Origin of the sequence: Kitasatospora sp. NPDC089509 (assembly GCF_044749365.1) — a bacterium.
In the GTDB taxonomy this organism is placed as follows: domain Bacteria; phylum Actinomycetota; class Actinomycetes; order Streptomycetales; family Streptomycetaceae; genus Kitasatospora.
Window position 1 is genome coordinate 20,366 of the sequence record NZ_JBIVHS010000010.1, and the last position, 22,090, is coordinate 42,455.

Below are 22,090 nucleotides of genomic sequence, written 5' to 3' on the forward strand. Positions count from 1 at the left end.
AGCACCTACCAGGCGTAGTCCTCCGGGGCCGGGCGGTGGCCGGGGAAGAGCTCGTCGAGGTGGTCCAGGGTCTTCTGGTCGAGCTTCAGGTCGAGCGCGCCGAGGGCGGCGTCGAGGTGGGCCGGGGTGCGGGGGCCGATGATGGGGGCGGTGACGGCGGGGCGGGAGAGCAGCCAGGCGAGGGCCAGGTCGGCCGGGTCGACGCCGAGTTCGGCGGCGAAGTCCTCGTAGGCCTGGAGCTGTTCGCGGTGCTGGTCCAGGAGGTCGGCCGCGTAGCCCGTGGCGCTGCGGCCGCGGGTGCCCTCGCGCTCCTTGCGCAGGACGCCGCCGAGCAGGCCGCTGCGCAGCGGGGACCAGGGGATCAGGCCGAGGCCGTAGTGCTGGAGGGCGGGGATGACCTCCAGTTCGATGGTGCGGTCGAGCAGGTTGTAGAGGGACTGCTCGCTGACCAGGCCGAGGAAGTGCCGGGAGCGGGCGGCCTCCTGGGCCTGGGCGACGTGCCAGCCCGCGAAGTTGCTGGAGCCGACGTAGATGATCTTGCCCTGGGCGACCAGGACCTCCATCGCCTGCCAGATCTCCTCCCAGGGCGTGTCCCGGTCGATGTGGTGCATCTGGTAGAGGTCGATGTGGTCGGTCTGCAGCCGCCGCAGGCTGGCCTCGACGGCCTTGCGGATGGCGAGCGCGGAGAGCCGGCCCTCGTTGGGCCAGTCGCTCATCTCGGCGTAGGCCTTGGTGGCGAGCACGGTGCGCTCGCGACGGCCGCCGCCCTGGGCGAACCAGCGGCCGATGATCTCCTCGGTGCGGCCTTTGAGGTTGCCCTCGGGGTCGCGGCCGTAGGCGTTGGCGGTGTCGAAGAAGTTGATGCCGCGCTCGTGGGCGGTGTCCATGAGGCGGTGGGCCTCGGCTTCCTCGGTGTGGGGGCCGAAGTTCATGGTGCCGAGGCAGAGGCGGGAGACGGTCAGGCCGGTGCGGCCGAGGTGGGTGTACTCCATGGCGCCCCACCTAAGGCCACACCGGCCACGGTGTCCAGCACATTCCGCCGAACCGGGCGGATCAGCGCCCGTGGGTGGCGAACTTCCGTACGGCCAGCGGCCCGCAGACCGCGAGCAGCGCCGCGCACCACAGCAGGGTGGAGAGCAGGGCGTGCTGCATCGGCCAGGCGTCGCCGGGGGCGGACGGGTTGCCGAAGAGCTCGCGGCTGGCCTGGACGACGGAGCTGATCGGGTCCCAGTCGGCGATCACCCGCAGCCAGCCGGGCATCCCCGTGGTCGGCACGTAGGCGTTGGTCAGCATCGCCACCGGGAAGACCACGATGGAGAGTTGACCGGCCGCCTCCTCCTTGCCGACGGCCAGCCCGAGCAGGGTGCCGACCCAGGTCATCACGAACCGGAAGAGCAGCAGCAGCCCGAACGCCCCCAGCGCGTCGGCGACGCCGTGCCGGGCGCGCCAGCCGGTGGCCAGTCCGACCAGGGTGAGCAGCGCCAGCACGACCACGGTGACCAGCAGGTCGGCGAGGGTCTGCCCGAGCAGCAGACCGGTGCGGGAGACGGGCATCGAGCGCAGCCGGTCGGTCACCCCGCGGCCGACGTCGCGGGCGGCGCCGACCATGGTGGGCATGATGCCGTTGGTGGCGACCATGGCGAACAGGCCGGGCATCAGGAACTCCCGGTAGTCCCCGCCGCCGGGCACCTGCATGGCACTGCCGAAGACGTACCCGAAGACCACCACCATCACCACCGGCACGCCCAGCGAGGCGGCCAACAGGCCCGGCGAGTGGCGGTAGTTGAGCAGGATGCGGAGCATCGAGGTGCCGGTGTCGGAGACCAGGCGGGCGCCGGTCGAGGGGCGCGCGGTGGTGCGGACGGCGGGGTGGACGGCGACGGACATCAGGCGACCTTTCCAAGGTCGGCGGTGTTTCCGGACTCGCGGGGCTCGGCGGTCTCCCGCGGCTTCCCGGTGAGTGCGAGGAACACGTCGTCGAGCGAGGGCGCCCGGACGGCGACGTCCTCGGCGGTCACCCCGGCGGCGTCCAACTCCCGTACCAGCGAGGGCAGCAGGACGTTCGCCCCGGGCGCGGCCAGCACCGTGACCGTCCGCTCGGCCAGGTCCACCCGGGCGTCGCCGTCGGACAGCGCCGACAACACCACGGCGGCGGCGCCGAGTTGGTCCGGGTCGGCCAGGGTGACGGAGACCTGGCTGCCGATCGCCGCCTTCAGCCGGGCCGGTGGGCCGGTGGCGATCGCGGCGCCGTGGTCGACCACCACGATGTCGTCGGCCAGCCGGTCGGCCTCCTCCAGGTACTGGGTGGTGAGCAGCACGGTGGTTCCGCCGTCCGCCAACTCCTTGACGGTGGCCCAGATCTCCTGGCGGCTGCGCGGGTCGAGCCCGGTGGTGGGCTCGTCCAGGAAGAGCACCGGCGGGCTGGTGACCAGGCTGGCGATCAGGTCGAGGCGCCGGCGCATGCCGCCGGAGTAGGTGCGGACCAGCCGGTCGCCGGCCTCGGCGAGGCCGAAGCGGGTGAGCAGTTCGTCGGCGCGCGCCCGGGCCCGGCGGCCGCCGAGGCGGTGCAGCCGGCCGAACAGGTGGAGGTTGTCGCGACCGGTGATGCCCTCGTCCAGCGCGGCGTGCTGGCCGGCCAGGCCGATCGCCCGCCGGACCTCCTCGGCCTCCCGGACCGCGTCGTGCCCGGCGACCCGGACGGTGCCCTGGTCGGGGGCGACCAGGGTGGCGAGCACACGGACGGCGGTGGTCTTGCCCGCGCCGTTGGGGCCGAGGAGGCCGCAGACGGTGCCGGCCGGGACGGTCAGGTCGAGGCCGCGCAGGGCCTCGGTGGTCCCGAAGCGTTTCCGCACGCCCGTCATCTCGATGGCGGGTCGGGTGAGGTCGGTCATGGCTCTGCCCTTCTCTAGGTACAGCGTACGTAGAAGTGCGTGCAGCCGCAACTGTACTACGTACGTCGTACGTATCTAAGATGGGGAAGCGAGGTGATCTTCCAGTGCCGTCCAGCAAGCCCCCGAACGAGTCCCCGAACGAGTCCCCGACCAGCGCAGCGCGCCCCGAGGAGCCGCAGAAGCCGGTGCCCCCCGAGGCTCCCGAACTGATCTGGCTGCGCCCCGAGCGCACCGGCCGCGGCCCCAAACCGGCCCACAGCCGCGACTCGATCGCCGCGGCGGCGATCACGATCGCCGACGCCGAGGGCCTGGACGCCGTCTCGATGCGCCGGGTCGCGGCCGCGCTCGGCGCGGGCACCATGTCGCTCTACAACTACGTGCCGAAGAAGGAGCACCTGCTCGACCTGATGCTCGACGCGGCCTGCGGCGAGTACCGGCTGCCGCCCGAGCCGAGCGGCGACGTCCCGGCCGACCTCGCCGGCCTCGCGCACGAGCAGATGGCCATCTTCCGCCGCCACCCGTGGCTGCCCGGCCTGGTCATCGCCCGCCCCGGCATCGGCCCCAACGCCCTGCGCTACACCGACCACTTCCTCGCCGTCACCGCCCCCACCGGCCTGCCGGGCGGCACCCGGATGGAGGCGATGGCGATGTTCAACGGCTTCATCTGCCAGTTCGCCCAGTACGAGCAGACGGCCGCCGCGGGCGCCAAGTGGCAGGCGGAGATGGTCGGTTACCTCACCCAGGCGGCCATGAGCGGCGCCTACCCCAACCTCGCCCAGGCCTTCGCCACCGCCGGCCCCCCGGCCGACCCGGACCAGGCCTTCGACCGCACCCTGGACCGGGTCATCCTCGCCATCCTGGCTTCCCCGAGCGGGAGTTGACCCAGGACCTCCGTCAGAGCACTCAGCCCAGGACCTCCCGCGACAGCACCCCGGCCACCCGGCCGTCCACCAGTACCGCCACCGCCGGACGCCCGCCCGCCAGCGCCGCCCGCGCCTCGGCCGCCGACTGCCCGACCCCCACCGTCGGCAGGACCGGCCCGACCAGCGGGCGCACCGGGTCGTCCGGCTTGGCCCCGCCGTCGGCCAGCGCCGCCGTCAACACCTCCCGGGACACCGAGCCGACCACCTCCGGCGCGGCCACCCCGTACGGCCGCGCCGGCCGCGCCAGCACCGCCGGGGCGACCCCGCCCGACGCCGCGCGCAGCAGGTCCAGCGCCTCGCCGACCGTCGCATCGGCGGCCACCGACACCAGCGGCCCGGCGGGGTCCAGCAGCGGACGCAGGCCCTCGGCGTCGTCCTCCAGGAAGCCCCACTCCCGCATCCAGGCGTCGTTGTGCACCTTGGACAGGTACGAGCGGCCGGAGTCCGGCAGCAGCACCACGACCAGGTCCTCCGGCCCCAGCCGCCGCGCCACCCGCAGCGCCGCCGCGACCGCCGTGCCCGAGGACGGGCCGACCAGCAGGCCCTCCTCACGGGCGAGCCGGCGGGCCGTCAGCAGCGACTCGCGGTCCGGGATCCGCTCGAAGGAGTCGATCACCTCCGAGCGGTAGGCCTGCGGCCAGCGGTCCTCGACGGTCTCGGGGTGGAGGAAGTGGCCGATGCTCTCGACGAACCACGGACTGCCGTCCCCGCCCCCGTAGGTGGAGGCCTCCGGGTCCGCGCCGATGACGGTCACCGACCCGCCGGAGGCCTCCTTCAGGTACCCGCCGGTGCCGGTGACGGTGCCGCCGGTGCCGACGCCCGCGACGAAGTGGGTGACCCGGCCGCCGGTCTGCTCCCAGACCTCCGGGCCGGTGGTCCGGACATGGGCGTCGGGATTGGCCAGGTTGTCGTACTGGTTGGCCAACCAGGCGCCCGGGATCTCCTCGGTGAGGCGGCGGACCACGTTGAACAGGTGCCGCGGATCCTCCTGCGGCACGGAGGTCGTCGCGAGCACCACCTCGGCGCCGTACGCCCGGAGGATGTCGGACTTCTCGGCGGAGGACTTGTCGGACACCCCGACGATCACCCGGTAGCCGCGCTGCCGCCCGACGAGGGCCAGCCCGATCCCGGTGTTGCCGGAGGTCGCCTCGATGATCGTGCCGCCGGGCTTCAGTTCGCCGTCCCGCTCGGCGGCCAGGACCATCGACAGCGCGGCGCGGTCCTTGACGCTGCCGCCGATGTTGAGGAACTCGGCCTTGGCGTAGATCGGTGCGGCGATCCCGGCGCCGAGCCGGGTGAGGCGGAACAGCGGCGTGCCGCCGATCGCGTCGAGGACGGATTCGTGCACTGCGGTCATCAACGGCTCCCTGAATAGGCGTGTCCGAGCGAGCCTGCCCAAACCGGCCACCCGGCAGACTTTGTCATGAGCACGAAGGGGAATGGCCGGTTCTCCCCCTACAAACCATCCAGGCCGCACCCGGAGGATCGAAGCGCGGCCCGGGATCCCGCCCCGGGCCGACCACATCGCCCCGTTACCGAACCCGTCACCGAACCTGTCACCGAAGGGACCGACCCATGCGCATGACCATCCGCCGCACCGTCGCCGCCGTCGCGGTCACCGCGGCCGCCGCCGTGATGACCACCGTGGGCGCCGGCACCGCCCAGGCCTCGACCTGGGCGGGCTGCCCCGACGGCGCCGTCTGCGTGTACCCGCAGGACCAGAACCCGGCGGTCTCGCCGATGCTCACCCTCTGGTCGTACGGCCCGCACAACCTCAGCAACATGTATGGCAACCACTGGGTGCTCAACAACCAGACCGGCGGCGCCGGTGCGCAGCTGTGTACCGGCTACAACGGCACTGGCAGCTGCGAATACATCGCGGCCCAGAACGGCGTGTACGCCAACCTGACGCCGATCAACTCCATCGTGCTCCTCCGCCCGTAACGCCGTCCCCGGGGCGGGCGCGGCGCTTCGGTCCGCCACACCAGGAGGGGGAAGTCGGCCCGGCCGACTTCCCCCTCCTCACCTCCCGGCCGAGGAGGCCGGCACCCGCTGCTCGGCCCGGTCGGCATCGCTGTCGTAGCGCAGCCGGGAGCGGTCGATCTCGCCGAGATGACGCTCCGCCCATCCCGTCAGCGCGAGCAGCGAGTCGTACAGCTCGCACGCCATCGGCGTGGCCCGGTACTCCACCTTGGGCGGCACCGTCGGGTAGACGGTCCGTTCGAGCAGGCCGTCCCGTTCGAGGTTGCGCAGCGTCAGGGTCAGCATGCGCCGGCTGATGCCCTTCACCTGGCGTTCCAACTCGGTGAAGCGCGCCGGGCCCTGGGTGGTGACCAGCAGGATCCCGATACTCCACTTCCCGCTCACCCGACCGAGGACCTCCAGGACCGAGCAGGCGGCTTCCGCCGCTGGAGATTCGCACTCCGGCAGGCCCGTGACCTGGTGAGTCACATCGGTGTTCCTCTGGGACATGAAAGTGCCTCCTTCCGCTGGGCCCAATAGTCCCAAACCATGTTCTCTGTAACAAGAAGTGCCCCTAGAGAGAGAACGGGTTGTGAACCACACGGCTACCGGTACATCCGGTTCACGCGGGACGGCGCTCGCGATCCTGTGCGCGATGCAGCTGATGATCATCCTTGACGGAACGATCGTCACGGTCGCCCTCCCCACGATCCAGAACGACCTCCGGTTCTCCCAGGGCGGCCTGTCCTGGGTGGTCGACTCCTACCTGATCGCGTTCGCCGGCCTGCTGCTGCTGTCCGGGCGGCTCGGCGATCTGCTGGGGAACAAGAAGGTCTTCCTGGGCGGCCTGGTCACCTTCACCGTCGCCTCGCTGGTGTGCGGCGTCTCCGGCACCGCGGGCACGCTGATCGCCGGACGGTTCCTGCAAGGCGTCGGCGCGGCGCTGGCCTCCGCCGTCGTGCTCGGCATGATCGTGGGGCTCTATCCGGAACCCGGCGAACAGGCCAAGGCCATGGGCGTCTACAGCTTCGTCTCCGCGGGCGGCGCGTCGGTCGGCCTGATCGCCGGTGGCGTCATCACCGACGCCCTCGGCTGGCACTGGGTCTTCCTGATCAACCTGCCGATCGGCGTGGTGGCCGCGTTCGCGGGGCTGAAGCAGTTGACCCCGCAGTCGCGGCCCGGGCTGCGGGCCGGCGCCGACGCGATCGGCGCGCTGTTGGTCACCGCAGGGCTCTCGCTCGGCGTCTTCGCCATCTCCCAGGTCTCCGAAGACCGCTTCAGCGGCGGCGAGTTGACCGTCTGCGGCGCGCTCTCGGCGGCCCTGCTGGCAGCCTTCGTGGTACGGCAGGCCACGGCGGCCGACCCGCTGCTGGCCCTGCGCATCTTCCGCAGCCGGGAGCTCAACGGCGCCAACGTCGTGGTGGTGCTGGCCTTCGCCGCCGGATTCGGCTTCCAGTTCCTCAACGCGCTCTACCTGCAGCGGGTGCTCGGCTTCGACTCGATGCAGACCGGGCTGGCGTTCCTGCCGGCCCCGCTGACGATCGGTACGGTCTCGCTGCTCTTCTCGGCCAAGCTCACCGCCCGCTTCGGCACCCGCCGGGTGCTGCTGACCGGCCTGCTCCTGCTCGGCGTCGGGCTGCTGCTGCTCAGCCGGGCCCCGGTCCACGGCGACTACTGGGTGGACGTCGCGCCGACCCTGGTGGTGCAGGGCCTCGGCATGGGCCTGACCGTCCCCGCAGTCATCATGCGTGCCATGTCCGGTGCCGAACCCGCCGACGCCGGTCTGGCCTCGGGGCTGAACAACACCGCGCAGCAGGCCGGGGCCGCGGTCGGCCTCGCGGTCCTGGCGACGGTGGCCACCGCGCACAGCGACAGCCTGCTGCACGGTGGCACGGCGCAGCTCACGGCGCTGCGCGACGGCTACAGCCTGGCCTTCGTGTGCGCGGCCGGCTTCGTCTTCCTCGGCTGGCTCGTCACCCTCCTCGTCCTGCGGGACACCCCGGCCCCCGCCCCCGCGGCCGCCGCCGCGCCGGACACCGCCGTCCACCAACCGCTGGGCCGCTGAACCGCTGAGCTGCTGAGCTGCTGAGCTGCTGAGCCATACGAAAGGAATCCCGACATGACCGACAGGATCCGGGTCGGAGTGATCGGCGCCCACGCCGCACGCGGCTGGGGGCGCGGCGTGCACCTCCCCGCACTGGAAGGCCTTGACGACTACCGCATCACCGCCGTCGCCGGCACCGGCATGGAGTCGGCCCGGGCGGCCGCCACGGCGTGGGGCGCCGAACACGCCTTCGACGACGCCCACGCGCTGATCGCGCACCCCGACGTCGATCTCGTCACCGTCGCCGTCCAACTCCCCCGGCGGGACGGCCTGGTGGAGGCCGCCATCGCGGCCGGCAAACACGTCTACAGCGAATGGCCGCTGGCACTGACGGCACCGGACGCCGAACGCTTCCGCACCCATGCGCAGACCGTCGGCGTCCGGCACGCGGTGGGCCTGCAGAGCCGGCACCATCCGGCGGTGCGCCAGCTGCGGGACCTGGTCGCGGCAGGCCGGATCGGGGAGGTGCTGTCCGCCTCGCTGACCTACTCCCTGTCGACCCCGCAGGTGTGGTCGAGCCGGTACGCGGCCCTGTTCGACCACACCAAGGGCGTCAACCACCTCGCCGTGGTCGGCGGCCATTCGCTCGACATGTTCTGCTCCGTGGTCGGCGACTTCACCGAGGTGTCGGCCACCCTGGCCACCCGGATCCGGCGGATCACCCTGGAGGAGACGGGCGAGGAGATCGAGGTCACCTCACCGGACCAGATCGTGGTGGCGGGACTGCTCGCATCGGGTGCGGCAGCCTCCGCGCACCTCATGACCGGCGGAACGCGCGGTGACGGCTTCCGGATCGAACTGCACGGCCGGGCGGGCCGTCTGGTGCTGCGCTCGACCGATGACTCGCTGGTCGGCCCGGAGTTCGTCCTTGAGTTCCGCGACGGCACGGCCGACCCGGTCCAGCTGCCGCTGAGCGCCCCCTACCTGCCGACCCAGCCCCAGCTACCGCCCGCCGTCCGCAACGTCCGCCACGTCTACCAGGAACTGGCGAACGCCATCCGCAGCGGCGGGCCGCTCGAACCCGATTTCGGCACGGCGGTCCGCACGCACCGGCTGCTCGACGCCATCAAGGAGTCCGCGCTGACCGGCACCCGCCAGTACCTTCGCTGACCCGCCCGGGTCGAGCCGGTGCGCGACCCGGCCGCACCGCACCCCGCCGCCACCGCCACCGCCCCGGGAGTGGGAAGTCGGCCTGACCGACTTTCCACTCCCCGCCTCCCCCGCCCGAGGGAGCCCGCCCCTACCCGCGCAGGACGCCCACGAGGGCCCGGCTCCGCAACGGTGGAAGCACCACCCACCGAGGAGCGGACATGACCCGACACCGTCCACGCGCCGTCGCCCTGGCCGCCGGTCTCGCCCTGCCGTACATCGCCCTGAAGTCCTACTGGGCGGCGGGCGGCCGGGCCGGGCTCGCGGACGGCTTCGACCTCGCCGACGAGTTCCGGCGCAACGGCGCGCCCGCCGCCCTGATCTGGCTGGAGCGGCACGGCGTCGACTTCACCGCCGTCCTGGCGCTCACCGGCGTGGCCCTGGCCCTCACCCTCGCCCGACACCCGCCTCAACGTCCGCTCCCGCGGAGGTTGTTGCTCGCCACCGCCTGGGCGGGCACCCTGCTCATCCCGTACGGCCTGCTCACCGCCCTCCTCGGCGCACTCGACCGCAGCCCGGCCGCCGACCCGCTCACCGGCTGGGTGGTCCCGGCCGGCGCGGCGGCCTTCGTCGGCATCGGCACGGCGCTCGGACTCGCCGCCCGGGCGCACCGGCCCGCTACAGTCCCGATATGCCGCGCCTGAAGATCGAGATATCCGTCCCGGAGAGCCACGTCGAGCAGGTCGTCGAGGCCCTGCACGCCGCCGGCGCGGGCCGCACCGGCGAGTACGCCCGCTGCTCCAGCGTCTGGCGGATCACCGGCAGCTGGCTGCCCTCCCCCGCCGCCCGGCCGCACTGGGGCACGGCGGGCGAGGTGGAGCGGGCGGAGGAGTGCCGGGTGGAGTCCTTCTGCGAGCGGGGGCAGGCCGCCGCCGTGCTGGCGGCCGTCCGGGCCGTCCACCCGTACGAGGAGGCGGTGGTCAACTTCCTGCCGCTGTACGACCCCCTGGACGACCCGCTGGACGACCGGCTGTACGACCCCCTGCGCGACCCCGCCGCCGGCTGAGCGCGCGGGCCCGATCCGGGGCCCGTCACACCCGCCCCTCCCGTCCCGGTCTGCCGAAAACCTGTCGTCCCGCCCCGCCCCACCCCGTACCGTGGACCGGTCGATGATCTTGGCATTCGCCAGTCGCACAGAACGGGGCACCACGATGCAGCAGTACCAGGGCTGGGCCGATGAACGCTACGGCGCCGTCGCGGACGCCTTCGCCGGCAACTTCGCCGACTTCCCCGAACTCGGCGCCGCCGTGACGGTGTTCGTCGGCGGCCGCAAGGTGGTCGAGCTCTGGGGCGGCACCGCCGACCAGCACAGCGGCCGGGCCTGGACACAGGACACCGTGGTCCCGGTGTTCTCCTGCGCCAAGGGCCCGGTCAGCATCAGCGCCCTGCTGCTCGCCGAGCGCGGCCGGCTCGACCTGGACGCCCCGATCGCCCGCTACTGGCCCGAGTTCGCCCGGAACGGCAAGCAGGGGATCACCACCCGGATGATCCTCGGCCACCGGGCCGGCCTGCCCGCCCTGGACGCGGTGCTCCCCTTCGAGGAGATCGCCGCCTGGGAGCCGGTGATCCGCGCCATCGAGGCCCAGCAGCCGCTCTGGGAGCCCGGGACGACGTACGAGTACCACGGCCATGTGTTCGGCTTCGCGGTCGGCGAGGTGATCCGCCGGATCACCGGCCTGACCCCGGGCGCGTTCCTCCGCAAGGAGATCGCCGAACCGCTCGGCCTGCCGCTGTGGATCGGCCTGCCGGAGGACGAACTCCCGCGCCTGGCCAGGCTGGTGGAGGCGGACGGTCGCCGCCCGATGCCCGGCCCCGAGCACCTGCTCACCCGGATCGTCACCATGAACGGCGCCCTGGTCTTCCCCGGCCTGGACGTGCCGCACGGCTGGAACGACCCGGCACTGCACGCGATCGAGCTGCCCGGCGCGGGCGCCGTCGCCTCCGCCACCGGGCTGGCCGGCCTGTACGCGGCCGCCGCCACCGGCCTGGACGGCGGGCCCCGGCTGCTCTCCGCCGGGACGGTGACCGACGCGACCCGGGAACTCTCCTCCGGGCAGGGCTACCTGGGCTTCGACATGGGCGCCCGCTGGGGCTCCGGGATGCTGCTGGACTCGCCCGGCTTCCGCCCGCTGCTCGGCGCCCGCAGCTTCGGCAACGACGGCGCGGGAGGCCAGTTCGCCTTCGGTGACGACGAGTTCGGCATCGGCTTCGGCTACGTCGCGAACCGGATGATCGGCCACGGCGACGCCCGCGCCAACCGGCTGATCGAGGCGGTCCGCGGGTGCCTGGGGTGACGGACTTCCTGGCCCGGCTCACCGAACTCGCGGCCACCGCCGACCTCGGCGGGCTGCGCTACGACGCCTCGCTGCCGCAGCTCGCCGCCCGCTTCGGCGTCCCGTACGACAGCGGGCGCGTCCACAAGCAGACCCGCTGGCCGCACGCCTTCGGCTGGGGCGACGCCTGGACGGTGTTCTGCGGCTGCCGCCGGCTGCGCTCCTTCTCGCTGCCGACCTGGCACGGGGAGCTCGAACTCCCGGTGGACGGCGGCGGGTTGCGCACCTACGACACCCGGGTCACCGAGTCCGCGCTGACCGCCGCACTGACCGCGGCCGGCTGCGCCTGGGAGACCGTGACCTACCGGAACATCCCCGGCCAGCGGACCCTGGAGGTCACGCCGGCCGGGGAGGTCCGGGTCGGCTTCGTGCTGGTCGACCGGCACGACTACGACCAACCCCCGCAGGACGACTGGCTGTTGTCGAAGGTCGGGCTCTGGGGCTACGACCACCCCGACTGCCCCGAGCCCGACCCCGCCCTGCCGGACGACGGCTGGGGCGCGGACCGGGGCTGAACTCCCCGGCAGCGGCGGTCCGTTCCGACCCCTGTGCGGAACGGGCCGCCGACCGTGTCCAGGCCGCCCCGGGCTACTTGAGCAGGAAGTCGTAGACCGCCTGCCGCCCGGCCGGGTCGGCCGCCCGGGTCTGCACCGAGTGCGCCGCACCCGGGACGATCACGATCTGCGGGTCGTGCGCCGACTTCGCCTCCTGGTACAGCCACTCGTTCGGGGTGGAGAGGTCCCGGCCCCCGCCGAGCAGCAGCACCGGCACATTGGGCAGCTTGCGGTGCGCCGGCGGCAGCGGCGGCACCGGCTCGCGCGGCCAGTCCAGGCAGACCAGCAACGAGCCCAGTCCGGTCGCGGTCGCCGGGTCGTACGGCCAGGTCTGCTCGGCGGTCAGGTCCTGCCGGGTCCGCTCCAGCGCGGCCGCCCGGCCCTCGACCGGGGTGTCCGCGGAGCCCCACGGGTAGCGGCCGTCGGCGCACAGGGTGGCGGCGTGCAGGCCCTGGCTGAGCGCCTCGGCCGGGGCTGCGTCGCCCTTGTGCACGTCGTCGATGAAGGCCTGGAGCTTCTCCGGGTGTCCGCCGGCCGCTTCGTGCAGGGCTTCCGGCACCCCGCCGTAGTTCGGGTCGGTGAACTCGTAGCTGGTGAGCGCGTCCAGGATCTGCGCCCCGTCGCCGTACTGCCGCACCGTGGCGGCGAGGTCGGCGGCCGGGTCGGTGGTGCAGCCGGTGGCCTGGCAGGCGGCCCGCAGCACCCGGGCGGTGGCGGGCAGCGCGACCAGGTCCATCGGGTCGTAACCGCCCTGCGGCACCACCGAGTCGAGCACCAGCCGCTCGACGTGCGCCGGGTGGGCGAGGGCGTACCGCTCGGCGACGAAGGTGCCGTACGAGACGCCGTCCAGGGTCAGCCGGTGGTCACCGAGGGCCTGGCGCAGCAGGTCGATGTCACCGACGGTGTCCGCCGTGCCGTAGTAGCGGGCGTTCGGGCCGAGCGCGGTGGCGCAGTCGGCGATCGACTGCTCGCGCGGCACGGCGAGGTCGGAGGAGCCCATGTCCGCCTGGAGGCCGGGGCACTGCAGCGCCCGCCGGCCGGTGCCGCGCTGGTCGTACATCACCAGGCGGTAGTCCTTCAGCACGGGCGTCAGCTTGCTCGCGATCCGGCGCATCAGCGGCACGCCGGGCTGGCCGGGGCCGCCGGTGAGGAACAGCAGGTCGCCCTTGGGGGCGTCGGCGTTGCCGGTCGTCGCCACGTCGAGTTGGAGGGTGCCGGGGGTGGCGCCGCTGTGGTCGAGCGGCACGGTGATGCTTCCGCAGGTGAACTCCGGGGCGTCCGGGCAGGGGGCCTGCCCGGTGATCCCGCTGCCGGGCCGGTGCCGTGGCTCGGCCGACGCCGTGGCGGCGGGGCCGGCCAGGGTGGTGCCGGCGACCACCGCGACGGCGCCCAGCAGGGCGGCGACACGGCCGCGCATACTCGTCATGGTCGTCCTTCCGTAGGCACCGCGTCCGACGGACGCGGTCGCGGAAGTAGCTTGGGCCAGCCGCGACTTGGAAGGCGAGTACTCGGGCCGGAATTCGCCCAGGGTCGAATCCTGACCTGGGAGCCGGACCACCGGGACCGCCAGGACAGCCGGAACCACAAGGACCACCAGGACCGCCGGAACCACAAGGACCGCGCGCCCCCGCTCGGCTCACGCCAAGGCGCGCGGCAGGAGCACCCGCACCCACTCCTCCGGCTGCGACACGTGCGGGACGTGGCCGGCCCCCGCGTACAGGTGCCGTTCGGCCTGCGGCAGGGCGAGGTCGATGAGGTCCAGCACCTCGCCGTACATCGGCGGGCTGTCGTCGCTCTGCGTCAGCAGCGCCGGCTCGTCGAACCGGGCGAGCGCGGTCAGGTCGAGGTCCAGCGCGTCCGGGTCGCGCAGCTCGTCCAGGTAGGTCGGCGCATTGCGGACGAACGTGTGCCGCACCGGCGCGGGCAACTGCTCCCAGGCGCCCGGGCCGAAGGCCACCGTGTCCACGAACAGTTCCGCCGCGGCCGCCGACTCGGCCCGCTCCAGCAGTTCCCGGACGGCGGCGATCCGCCCGGCCAGCGCGGTGGCGATCGGTCGCAGCTCCGGCTCGGTCAGCAGGACGCCGGTGGCGGGCGGCTCGTGCACGGCGACGCCGCGCAGCAGGTCCGGCCGGGCCGCGGCGAGCCGCAGGGCGATCAGCGCGCCGTACGAGTTCCCGCACACGTACGCCGGGGCGAGCCCGAGCCCCTCGATCAGCCCCGCCAGGTCGGCGGCGTCCTCGTGCACCGAGCCCTGGGTGAGCGGGTCCTCGCTGCGGCTGTGCCCGCGCCGGTCGTAGACGACGACGGTGGTGGACTCGGCCAGCCCCGGCACCACCCGGGCCCAGGAGTCCGCGTCGGTCCACGAGCCGTGCACCAGCACCACCCCGGGGCCCTCGCCGCGGGCCTCGTAGTGCAGCGACACCCCGTTCGCCCTGATCTCGGCCATCACGAGCCTCCCGGCCTCGGCGGTGCTCCCCCACCAGCCTGACACAACCGCCCGCAACGCTCAGCCCGCGCCGCCCGGCCCCCGGACGCAGCCCGACACGACCCCGCAAGCGGCCCCGGAGCACCTCCGGAACAGCCCCCGGTCAGCTCATCCCGCGGACCGGCGGCTCGTCCCTGGTCCCGTCCTCCGCGACCACCGTGAAGCGCTCCCGCCCGGACACCGCCAGGTCCACCGGGTACAGCGAGGCGGTGTCGTTGACGTCCAGCTCGCGGCTCTGCCGGCCGGTCGCCGCGTCGACCCGGGTCAGCTTGTCGCGGGTCATCGCCCACACCGAGCCACCGTCCACCAGGAGGCCGGTGACCTGGTCGTCCAGGCCCGCCGTCCAGCGCTTGGCCCCGTCCGCCAGCGAGTAGGCGACCAGCCGCCCGGTGGCGGTGCGGCTCGGGTGCGGGCCGCCGCTGATGCTGACGTCGCCGGGCTTCTCCCCCGGGACGATCAACAGGTCGTCGACGACCACGCCGCCCAGCAGCGGTCGGGCGCTGAACTCGTCGAAGGCGTGGACCCCGCCCAGCATCACGTCCAGGTCGTACTCGTCGCCGGAGACCGGTATCGCGGCCCGCTGCCGGCCCGAGCGGTCGTAGCTGAGCACCGCGTGGGTGCCGTGCTCGGCCTGGGCGTCGACCCAGACCGCGAGCGGCTCGACCGAGACCACCATCAGGTTCTTCAGCCCGCCCTCGGTCGGCAGGTCGATCCGGGTCAGGTCCTTCCCGTTCCCGGGCGCCAGCGACCGCAGGACCGCGGCCCCGTCACCGCACTGCGCGGCCGTCACCACGTCCTGGTCCCCGCCCGCGACCTCCAGCGGCGTGCACCCTGTGTCGGGCGCGCTGCGCCACAGCTCCCGGCCGTCCGTCAGCCGTACCGCCCGCCAGCCGTCCGTGCCCTGCAGCACGGCCTGGGTGCCCGCCACCGCGACGAGGTCCGAGTCCGCGCCGTCCCCGTCCCGGGCGGGTGCCTCCACGGTGTCGGTCCAGCCCTCCCGGCCGTCCGCGAGGTCCAGCGAGGTCACCGCGGCGCAGGGCTTGCCGCGCGGTGAGTGCCCGACCAGACCGATGCCGCCCGCGCCGATGCCCCGGCTCATCGTGCACACCGAGTCCTGGCCCGGCGGCGTCCAGTGCCAGGCGACGGAGCCGCTGCCGGTGCGGTAGGCCACCACCTGGTCGGGACGGACCCGCACCACCAGGCTCCCGCTGGTCCAGCTGCCGACCGCGCGGACGGTGGACGGCTGGTCCGGCGGCGCCTTCCAGTCGTCGTTCAGGCCGTCCCCGGCGAAGCAGAGGAAGATCCCCAGTCCGAGCACGCCGCCGACGGCCGCCGAGGGGAGTCCGCGCCGGGGGTGGATCAGCGCCCAGACGAAGCCGGCGCCGCAGGGCAGCAGCCCGAGGATGCTGATGGCGCCCATGATGGCCAGGCTGTCGCCGCCGAACCCGTTCGCGGGGCCGAACAGCACGGCCAGGCCCAGGCTCGCGAACATGGCTCCCAGGACCCCGCCGGCGACCACCATCAGGTCCTCACGGTGCCTGACGAACCTGGCGCGCCACCTCGTCCTCGCCCGGACCTCACTGTCCTCGGGCCCCTTGGCCATGCCGGTGTCTCCCCTGCGAACCTGCGTAGAGCCGCCCAGACAAAACAGGACGACGATCATCGGATCGTCGCAGAGCAGAGCAAGATCCTGAACAAAGAGCAGGAAAAACCCCGCCCTCTCCTACGCATGGGAGCCCCGTACCCCGGCCGTCACGCCCCGTGGCCGAGCCGTCCCGCCCCGACAGCCGCTCCCACCCCTCCGGTCACCTCTGCCCCTGCAGCCCCTCCGTCCCCTTCTGCCCCTTCCTCCCCGCCGGCGGCACCACGGGAAGGTGTCGGCGGTCGCGGGTCGATCCGCGGACACGGGCCGCCGCGACGCCCTCGACACCCGCCTCCCCGGCCTGCTCGCCGCCGTCCTGGACGAGCTGACGGGCGACCGCGGCGGGTGACCAACCACCGCGCCCGCGCGGTAGGTTGAAGCGGACGGGGCGCGGCCGCCGGAGCCCGGGCCCCGCGCGCGGAAGGGGGCGGGGATGCGGCCGGGCGAGGTACTCGACGGGCGGTACGAACTGGTCGAGCAGATCGGCGAGGGCGCCTTCGGCGCGGTCTGGAAGGCCCGCGACGCGCGCATCCGCCGTCTGGTCGCCGTCAAGGTGCTGCTCCCCGGCGGCACCGGCTCCCCCAAGGACGCGGTCCGGTTCGAACGGGAGGTGGCCACGGCCGGCGCGCTCAACCACCCGTCCATCGTCACCGTGCACGACTTCGGACAGCACCGCGCCGCCGACCGCCCGCTGTTCTTCCTGGTCATGGAGCTGCTCGACGGCGCCCCGCTCAGCCGCCACCTGGCCGACGGCCCGCCGCCGCTGCACCGCGCCCTCGACTGGGCCGCCCAGATCGCCGGCGCGCTGGGCACCGCGCACCGGGCCGGGGTGATCCACCGGGACGTCAAGCCGGCCAATGTGATGGTCCAGCCCGGCGGAGCGGTCAAGGTGGTCGACTTCGGCATCGCCCGCACCGGCGCCGCCGACGACGGCGTCACCAGCACCAACGTGATCGTCGGCACCCCCGCCTACATGGCCCCCGAACGGTTCGACAGCCGCACCCTGGACGCCCGCTCCGACCTCTACGCCTTCGGCTGCCTGCTGTACGAACTCCTCACCGGCCGGCCGCCGTTCCGCGGCACGCTGTTCGAGCTGATCCGCCAGCACGGCGAGTCCCGGCCGGCCGCCCCCGGCACCCTGCGGCCCGGACCGCCGGCCCTGCCGGCCGACCTCGACGCCCTGGTGCTCGACCTGCTCGCCAAGGACCCGGCCCACCGCCCGGCCGACGCCGCGGAGGTCGCCGACCGCCTGCTCCGGATCGCCGGGCCGCTCGGCCGGCCCGGCCACCCCGCGGCCACCGTTCCCGACCCCCGCTCCGCCGCCGAGCGGGCCGAGCAGGACGCCTATGTCCTGGCCCGCCGCCGGGAGGCGGACGAACTGCTCGCCCGCGCCCACGAGGAGGTCACCCGGCGGCAGGAGCAGTTCGCCACCGAGGCCGCCCAGCTCCGCCGCGAGGCCGAGCAGGGCATAGCCGAGCTCAAGGCGCTCACCGAGTCCGCGGCGCGGCAGATCCTCGCGGACGCCCGAGCCCGCGGCGAACAGCTGGAACGCGACTCCGCCGCCCGGGCCGCCGCCAGCCTCCGGCAGCTCGGCGAGACCGAACAGCGCAACGACCTGCTGAGCCGCCAGGCCGACAAGCTGCGCAGCGACGCCGAACAGCTGCGGCGCAGCGTGGAGAACGCCGGCCGCCAGGCCTCGGACTTCCTCGCCGACGCGGCCGCCAAGGCCGGCCTCGGACCGGCTCCGGAACCGGGGCAGCAGCCGGACGGGCCGCCCGCGCGGACCCGGCGCGGCCGCCCGGGCATGCGGGAGCTGCTCGGGCGCAGCCGGGCGACCGGGCGGGACCCGCAGGGCTCCGAGGAGGCGCGGCGACGTCAAGAGTAGGTCAACTCCGTTTCCCTCGGAACGAGTTGGCAGGGGAACAAGCTTGGCCCCTCGCCGTACCACCGCCCGCGCTCCCCCGACCGGGTGAGCCTCGGCGAACGACCGTACGCACACGGACGGCGGCTCGTTCTGCTGTACATGACCCCCGCGCTCTCCACAGCTTCCGCACGGCCCGGGCACGGTGCCACCCCGAGGCCGTCGTGGCGGTGATCGGCCGGGCGACGGCGGCGGTGCTGTCGCTCGCCATCCTGCTGGTCCCGGCGGCCGTCACCCCCGGTGAGCAGCGGGCGCCCCGGGTCGGCGCCGGGTGGTGGGAGGTCTCCGCCAACGCCGCCAACGTCCGGCTCGACCACTTCGGCGAGCGGACCGTGATCGGGCTGGCCCGCTCCGGCGACCGGGTCGAGGTGGTGGACACCTGGACCTCGCCGCTCGGCGCCCGCTGGGCGAAGGTCCTGGTCACCCGCACCCGCGTCACCGGGTGGGTGCTCTGGCCCCTGCTGGCGCACCGCGACCCGCCGCCGGAGCCGTAGCCCCGGGGCGCCCCCGACCCCAGGTCCCCCGCGAACCCCAGATCCCCCCGCGCAACCGGACGCCCGCCCACCGGCACCGCGGCCCGATCCGACAGAATCCACGGGACACGCCCTCGCACCACCGCCCCGGAAGGACCGGAATGTTCCGAGCGCAGCACCCGCGCACCCCAGAGCTCAGCCCGTGGGACGACGACGGACCGGTCTCCGGCATCGCCCTGCTGCTGCCCGGCGGGTTCATCCGCAGCCACCGCGGCCCGCTCCGGATGGCCGAACTGGGCATGCGGGGCCTCGCCACCGAACTCGCCGACCGCGGCCGACCGCACGGGCTCGCGGTGCACCTGCTGCACTACCGCTACAGCGGTTGGAACGGCGCCGACGCCGACACCGCGGTGGACACCCGCTGGGCGCTCGACGAACTCGCCCGCCGCCACCCGGGCGCGCCGGTGGTGCTCATCGGCAACTCGCTCGGCGGCCGGGCGGCGTTCTGGTGCGCGGAGCACCCGAGCGTCGTCGGGGTGGCCGGGATCGCCCCCTGGCTGCCCAGCGGCGACCGGGTCGAGCACCTCGCCGGGCGACGGGTGCTGATCGTGCACGGCACGGCCGACCGCAGCGCGGCCGGCGCCGCCCAGTCCCTGGAGTACGCGCTGCGCGCCCGGCAGGTGACACCGGACCTCGCACGCTACGAGGTGCCCGGCGGCAGCCACTACCTGATCCGACGGGGTGCCGACGTCATGGCGCTGACCACGGACTTCACCCTCGCCGCGCTGGGCATGGCGGCCGCACCACCGGCGACGGGGGCGGTCTGCACCCGACTGCCGGCCCGGGCGTAGCCGAGGGGCCTGAACTCCCGCTCCGACCCTGCCGATCGGCAGGGTCGGAGCCCGGACCCGGTGAACGCTTTATGCCGATCGGCAGATGTGCGGCGGGGGTGCCGGCAGCCAGTCTTGGGGTCACCGAGACGGTGGCCACCGGGGCCGCCGGAGAAGGGAGCCTCCACCGTGTTCCGCACCACCACCGCCCGCGCCCTCCGCACCGGCACCGCCCGTACCGTCGCGAGGAACACCGACACCGGCGACGTCACCCGGCCCGTCCGGCAACACCCCGCAGCATCCGCGCAACTGATCGTTCGTCAGATTCGTGTTCTCCATGAGAGGCCATTCCGCCCTCCTTCCACCCCACCCTCCTCGGAGACCACATGCCCAGTACCAAGCGCACGGTTCCCGCCCTCGCCCTCACCGGACTGCTGCTCGCCGCCGGGCCCACCCCGGCCCTGGCCGACGCCGGGGCTCCGCACGACGGCCCGGACCGAGCCGCCCTGAGCGCCGCGATAACAGCCCGACCAGGGGATCCGACGGCGGGCGTGGTCGCCCGGGTGACGGTCGACGGCCACACCTGGCGCGGGACGGCCGACGACCCGGTGAGCGGCCAACCGGTCGCGCCCGACGCCGCCTTCCGGATCGGCAGCATCAACAAGACCTTCGTGGCCACGGTGCTGCTCCAACTCGCCGCCGAGCAGCGGATCAGCCTGGACGGCACCGTCCAGCAGTACCTGCCCGGAGTGCTCCCCGACGGCGTGCTGCCCGACGGCTCGCCCGGCCCGGCCTACCAGCCGATCACGGTCCGCCAACTCCTCGACCACACCAGCGGGCTGCCGCAGGCCGACGAGGGCCCGGGGCAGGTACCCGACGACGAAATGATCGCCCGGCGCTTCGACGTCGAGACCTTCGACCAGGTCGTCCAGAAAACCCTGCGCCCCACCACCCGCTCCTGGCCCGAACCCGCTTTCGCACCCGGCACCGAGCAGCAGTACAACAACTTCAACTACCGCCTCGCGGGCCTGCTCATCGAACGCGTGACGGGCCACCCACTCCGACAGGAGGTCACCACCCGCATCCTCGCGCCCCTCCACCTCCGGCACACCGAACTGACCGACGGCGCGCCCGAGATGCCCGAACCGCACCTGAACGGCTACCTCCTCAACGGCCTCCACGTCCCGACGGACGTCTCCGAGCAGGGCGGCAACTCCGAGTCGATGGTGTCCACCCCGGCCGACCTGGACCGCTTCCTGCGCGCCCTGCTCGGCGGTGAACTCCTGCCGCCGCAGCAGATGCACGACCTGCTCACCCTGCCCCGCGACGCCTCCGGCCGGCTGCTGCCCTACGACGGTTCCGGCGACTGCCAGTTGGGCCCCGACAAGGGTCGGGCCTGCTACAGCGCCGGGCTGCTGGCCCTCCCGCTGCAGGACGGCACGGTGCTCTGGGGCAAGACCGGCCACGACCTCGGCTACTCCGACGGCATCTTCGCCACCGCGGACCTGCGCAAGCGCCTGGTCTACTCCGTCGGCGTCTCCAAAGGCACCCCGGCCCCGGCCCTGCGCCTGGCCGCCGTCACCTTCGGCCCCTTCGCACCCTGACCCCACGCCCGACCTCGGCCCCTCCCACAACCCCGACCATGCTCACCCGGCCGACGGCCCCGCGCCGTCGGCCGGCCGGGCGGGCGGCGGCCCCGTCCCGAGACCCCCACCCCGGAATCGCATTGGCGGTCCGCCGCCCCTCCTGCCTATCGTCGGCGCATGACCATCCGAACCTTCCGCATCATGGTGCGCGGCGTCTTCGACGGCCTCACCGAGGCACAGCGCGCCGAACTCCTCGCCGCCGCACCCGAGCACGACGTCCTGCACGCCGCCTTCACCCGTGAGGGCCACCTCAGCTACGACCTCTCCGCCCGCTCCGCCTTCACCTTCCGCTTCCTGGACGAGGGCGAGGCCGAGGAGGACATCCTGGAGGCCACCGAGCGGGCCGAAGCGGCGGCTCGGTCCTGGCTGGCCGACCGCGGCTACGGCCACAAGAACCTCCGCTCCCAGGCCGAGGACCTCTCCCAGGCCCCCCTCGGCAAGCGCCAGCGCCGCGCCGCCAACAGCGCCGGCTGACCCGACCCCCTCCCCCTCCGCCACCTCCTTGACGGCTCCGCCCATGCCTATACTTGAGTAGTCAAGGAGGTGGCAATGACAAGCCCGACCGACCCCACAGCCGCACCGACCCCGGCAACACCACCCGTCCCCGGCACCGCTCCCGACGGCAGCCCCGGCACCGTCGCCCGCCCCGACCCGCTCGACACCGCCCTGCGCCTGGTCCGTGCCCAGACCGCCCTGGTCAAGCGCTTCGACGCCAGCCTCAGCGGCCTGCACGGCGTGAGCCTGTCCGACTTCACCCTGCTGCTGCACCTCGCCCAGGCCCCCGGCGGCCGGATGCGCCGGGTCGACCTGGCCGAGGCCCTCGGCCTCACCGCCTCCGGCGTCACCCGCGGCCTCGCCCCGCTGGAACGGATCGGCCTGGTCACCCGCGAGGCCGCCGCCCGGGACGCCCGGGTCGCCTACGCCGCCCTCACCCCGACCGGCCGCGAGCGACTCGGCGAGATGCTGCACACCGCCCGGCAGGTCGCCGCCGACCACTTCGCCGCCGACCGCTGGACCAGCGAGGACCTCACCCAGCTGACCACCCTGCTCACCCGGCTCGGCGGCACCGCCCCCGACCACCGCCCCATCCCGAGCCCCTGACCGACCCCCGCCCCACCCCACGCCCTAGGCTGAACCCGAACCACCAGCACCACCCGAACCATCCGCACCACTCGCA

General features: G+C 73.9%; 22 protein-coding genes. 14 read left to right on the forward strand and 8 right to left on the reverse strand.

All coding sequences use genetic code 11. The features are described from left to right. Positions 1-5: 5 nt before the first annotated feature. The 3 genes from ACIP4P_RS21630 to ACIP4P_RS21640 all read right to left on the reverse strand — a co-directional run bounded on the left by ACIP4P_RS21630 (position 6) and on the right by ACIP4P_RS21640 (position 2,891). Positions 6-992 (reverse strand): aldo/keto reductase, encoded by a 987-nt coding sequence (locus tag ACIP4P_RS21630; protein WP_400920748.1) that lies wholly within the window; start codon positions 990-992, stop codon positions 6-8. A 61-nt stretch (positions 993-1,053) separates the two neighbouring features. Then, entirely contained in the window at positions 1,054-1,887 is an 834-nt protein-coding gene (locus tag ACIP4P_RS21635) for an ABC transporter permease (protein WP_400920750.1), read from the reverse strand. Beyond that, positions 1,887-2,891: an ATP-binding cassette domain-containing protein gene (locus ACIP4P_RS21640; protein WP_400920752.1), complete on the reverse strand. Its 1,005-nt coding sequence runs from the start codon at positions 2,889-2,891 to the stop codon at positions 1,887-1,889. The genes ACIP4P_RS21635 and ACIP4P_RS21640 overlap by 1 nt, the downstream gene beginning before the upstream one ends. Positions 2,892-2,995: 104 nt before the next feature. On the opposite strand from ACIP4P_RS21640, the gene ACIP4P_RS21645 reads away from it, so the two are divergent. Then, on the forward strand, positions 2,996-3,772 hold the full coding sequence (locus tag ACIP4P_RS21645) for a TetR/AcrR family transcriptional regulator (protein WP_400920754.1): 777 nt from the start codon (positions 2,996-2,998) through the stop codon (positions 3,770-3,772). 22 nt (positions 3,773-3,794) lie between these two features. Here ACIP4P_RS21645 and ACIP4P_RS21650 read toward each other — a convergent pair whose 3' ends face one another. Next, positions 3,795-5,171 (reverse strand): pyridoxal-phosphate dependent enzyme, encoded by a 1,377-nt coding sequence (locus ACIP4P_RS21650; RefSeq protein WP_400920756.1) that lies wholly within the window; start codon positions 5,169-5,171, stop codon positions 3,795-3,797. A 218-nt stretch (positions 5,172-5,389) separates the two neighbouring features. Here ACIP4P_RS21650 and ACIP4P_RS21655 point away from each other — a divergent pair, with 218 nt between their 5' ends. After that, complete coding sequence (locus ACIP4P_RS21655; RefSeq protein WP_400920758.1) at positions 5,390-5,758, forward strand: hypothetical protein; 369 nt, start codon at positions 5,390-5,392, stop codon at positions 5,756-5,758. A 78-nt stretch (positions 5,759-5,836) separates the two neighbouring features. Here the strand turns inward: ACIP4P_RS21655 and ACIP4P_RS21660 are convergent, their stop codons facing one another. Continuing rightward, positions 5,837-6,286: a winged helix-turn-helix transcriptional regulator gene (locus ACIP4P_RS21660; RefSeq protein ID WP_400920760.1), complete on the reverse strand. Its 450-nt coding sequence runs from the start codon at positions 6,284-6,286 to the stop codon at positions 5,837-5,839. A 145-nt stretch (positions 6,287-6,431) separates the two neighbouring features. Here ACIP4P_RS21660 and ACIP4P_RS21665 point away from each other — a divergent pair, with 145 nt between their 5' ends. The 6 genes from ACIP4P_RS21665 (at position 6,432) to ACIP4P_RS21690 (ending at position 11,877) form a co-directional block, all read left to right on the forward strand. After that, positions 6,432-7,841 carry an MFS transporter gene (locus tag ACIP4P_RS21665; protein WP_400920762.1) on the forward strand — a complete coding sequence of 470 codons (1,410 nt, stop codon included), beginning with the start codon at positions 6,432-6,434 and terminating at the stop codon, positions 7,839-7,841. A gap of 54 nt (positions 7,842-7,895) precedes the next feature. After that, positions 7,896-8,990: a Gfo/Idh/MocA family protein gene (locus ACIP4P_RS21670; RefSeq protein ID WP_400920764.1), complete on the forward strand. Its 1,095-nt coding sequence runs from the start codon at positions 7,896-7,898 to the stop codon at positions 8,988-8,990. Between the two features lie 200 nt (positions 8,991-9,190). After that, positions 9,191-9,673, forward strand: coding sequence for a hypothetical protein (locus tag ACIP4P_RS21675; RefSeq protein ID WP_400920766.1), 483 nt, complete (start codon positions 9,191-9,193; stop codon positions 9,671-9,673). Then, the gene (locus ACIP4P_RS21680; RefSeq protein WP_400920768.1) at positions 9,661-10,035 is read left to right on the forward strand and encodes a hypothetical protein; all 375 of its coding nucleotides are present in this window, start codon (positions 9,661-9,663) and stop codon (positions 10,033-10,035) included. The genes ACIP4P_RS21675 and ACIP4P_RS21680 overlap by 13 nt, the downstream gene beginning before the upstream one ends. Positions 10,036-10,138: 103 nt before the next feature. Beyond that, on the forward strand, positions 10,139-11,323 hold the full coding sequence (locus ACIP4P_RS21685) for a serine hydrolase domain-containing protein (RefSeq protein ID WP_400920770.1): 1,185 nt from the start codon (positions 10,139-10,141) through the stop codon (positions 11,321-11,323). After that, positions 11,320-11,877: a hypothetical protein gene (locus tag ACIP4P_RS21690; protein ID WP_400920772.1), complete on the forward strand. Its 558-nt coding sequence runs from the start codon at positions 11,320-11,322 to the stop codon at positions 11,875-11,877. Before ACIP4P_RS21685 ends, ACIP4P_RS21690 begins: the two co-directional genes overlap by 4 nt. Positions 11,878-11,950: 73 nt before the next feature. Here ACIP4P_RS21690 and ACIP4P_RS21695 read toward each other — a convergent pair whose 3' ends face one another. The 3 genes from ACIP4P_RS21695 to ACIP4P_RS21705 all read right to left on the reverse strand — a co-directional run bounded on the left by ACIP4P_RS21695 (position 11,951) and on the right by ACIP4P_RS21705 (position 16,004). Further along, positions 11,951-13,333 carry an alpha/beta fold hydrolase gene (locus tag ACIP4P_RS21695; protein WP_400920774.1) on the reverse strand — a complete coding sequence of 461 codons (1,383 nt, stop codon included), beginning with the start codon at positions 13,331-13,333 and terminating at the stop codon, positions 11,951-11,953. A 219-nt stretch (positions 13,334-13,552) separates the two neighbouring features. Then, positions 13,553-14,362: an alpha/beta fold hydrolase gene (locus tag ACIP4P_RS21700; RefSeq protein WP_400920776.1), complete on the reverse strand. Its 810-nt coding sequence runs from the start codon at positions 14,360-14,362 to the stop codon at positions 13,553-13,555. Positions 14,363-14,504: 142 nt separating this feature from the next. Beyond that, entirely contained in the window at positions 14,505-16,004 is a 1,500-nt protein-coding gene (locus tag ACIP4P_RS21705; protein WP_400920778.1) for a PQQ-binding-like beta-propeller repeat protein, read from the reverse strand. Positions 16,005-16,476: 472 nt separating this feature from the next. Between ACIP4P_RS21705 and ACIP4P_RS21710 the strand changes: the two genes are divergently transcribed. The 6 genes from ACIP4P_RS21710 (at position 16,477) to ACIP4P_RS21735 (ending at position 22,014) form a co-directional block, all read left to right on the forward strand. Further along, complete coding sequence (locus ACIP4P_RS21710) at positions 16,477-17,928, forward strand: protein kinase (protein ID WP_400920780.1); 1,452 nt, start codon at positions 16,477-16,479, stop codon at positions 17,926-17,928. A 200-nt stretch (positions 17,929-18,128) separates the two neighbouring features. Beyond that, positions 18,129-18,458: a hypothetical protein gene (locus tag ACIP4P_RS21715; RefSeq protein WP_400920782.1), complete on the forward strand. Its 330-nt coding sequence runs from the start codon at positions 18,129-18,131 to the stop codon at positions 18,456-18,458. Between the two features lie 140 nt (positions 18,459-18,598). Then, the gene (locus tag ACIP4P_RS21720; protein WP_400920784.1) at positions 18,599-19,288 is read left to right on the forward strand and encodes an alpha/beta hydrolase; all 690 of its coding nucleotides are present in this window, start codon (positions 18,599-18,601) and stop codon (positions 19,286-19,288) included. A gap of 365 nt (positions 19,289-19,653) precedes the next feature. Then, positions 19,654-20,871, forward strand: a complete 1,218-nt coding sequence (locus ACIP4P_RS21725; protein WP_400920786.1) for a serine hydrolase domain-containing protein — start codon at positions 19,654-19,656, stop codon at positions 20,869-20,871. A gap of 159 nt (positions 20,872-21,030) precedes the next feature. Next, the gene (locus ACIP4P_RS21730) at positions 21,031-21,387 is read left to right on the forward strand and encodes a DUF6204 family protein (protein ID WP_350512848.1); all 357 of its coding nucleotides are present in this window, start codon (positions 21,031-21,033) and stop codon (positions 21,385-21,387) included. A 75-nt stretch (positions 21,388-21,462) separates the two neighbouring features. Continuing rightward, the gene (locus ACIP4P_RS21735; protein WP_400920789.1) at positions 21,463-22,014 is read left to right on the forward strand and encodes a MarR family winged helix-turn-helix transcriptional regulator; all 552 of its coding nucleotides are present in this window, start codon (positions 21,463-21,465) and stop codon (positions 22,012-22,014) included. Positions 22,015-22,090: the final 76 nt, after the last annotated feature.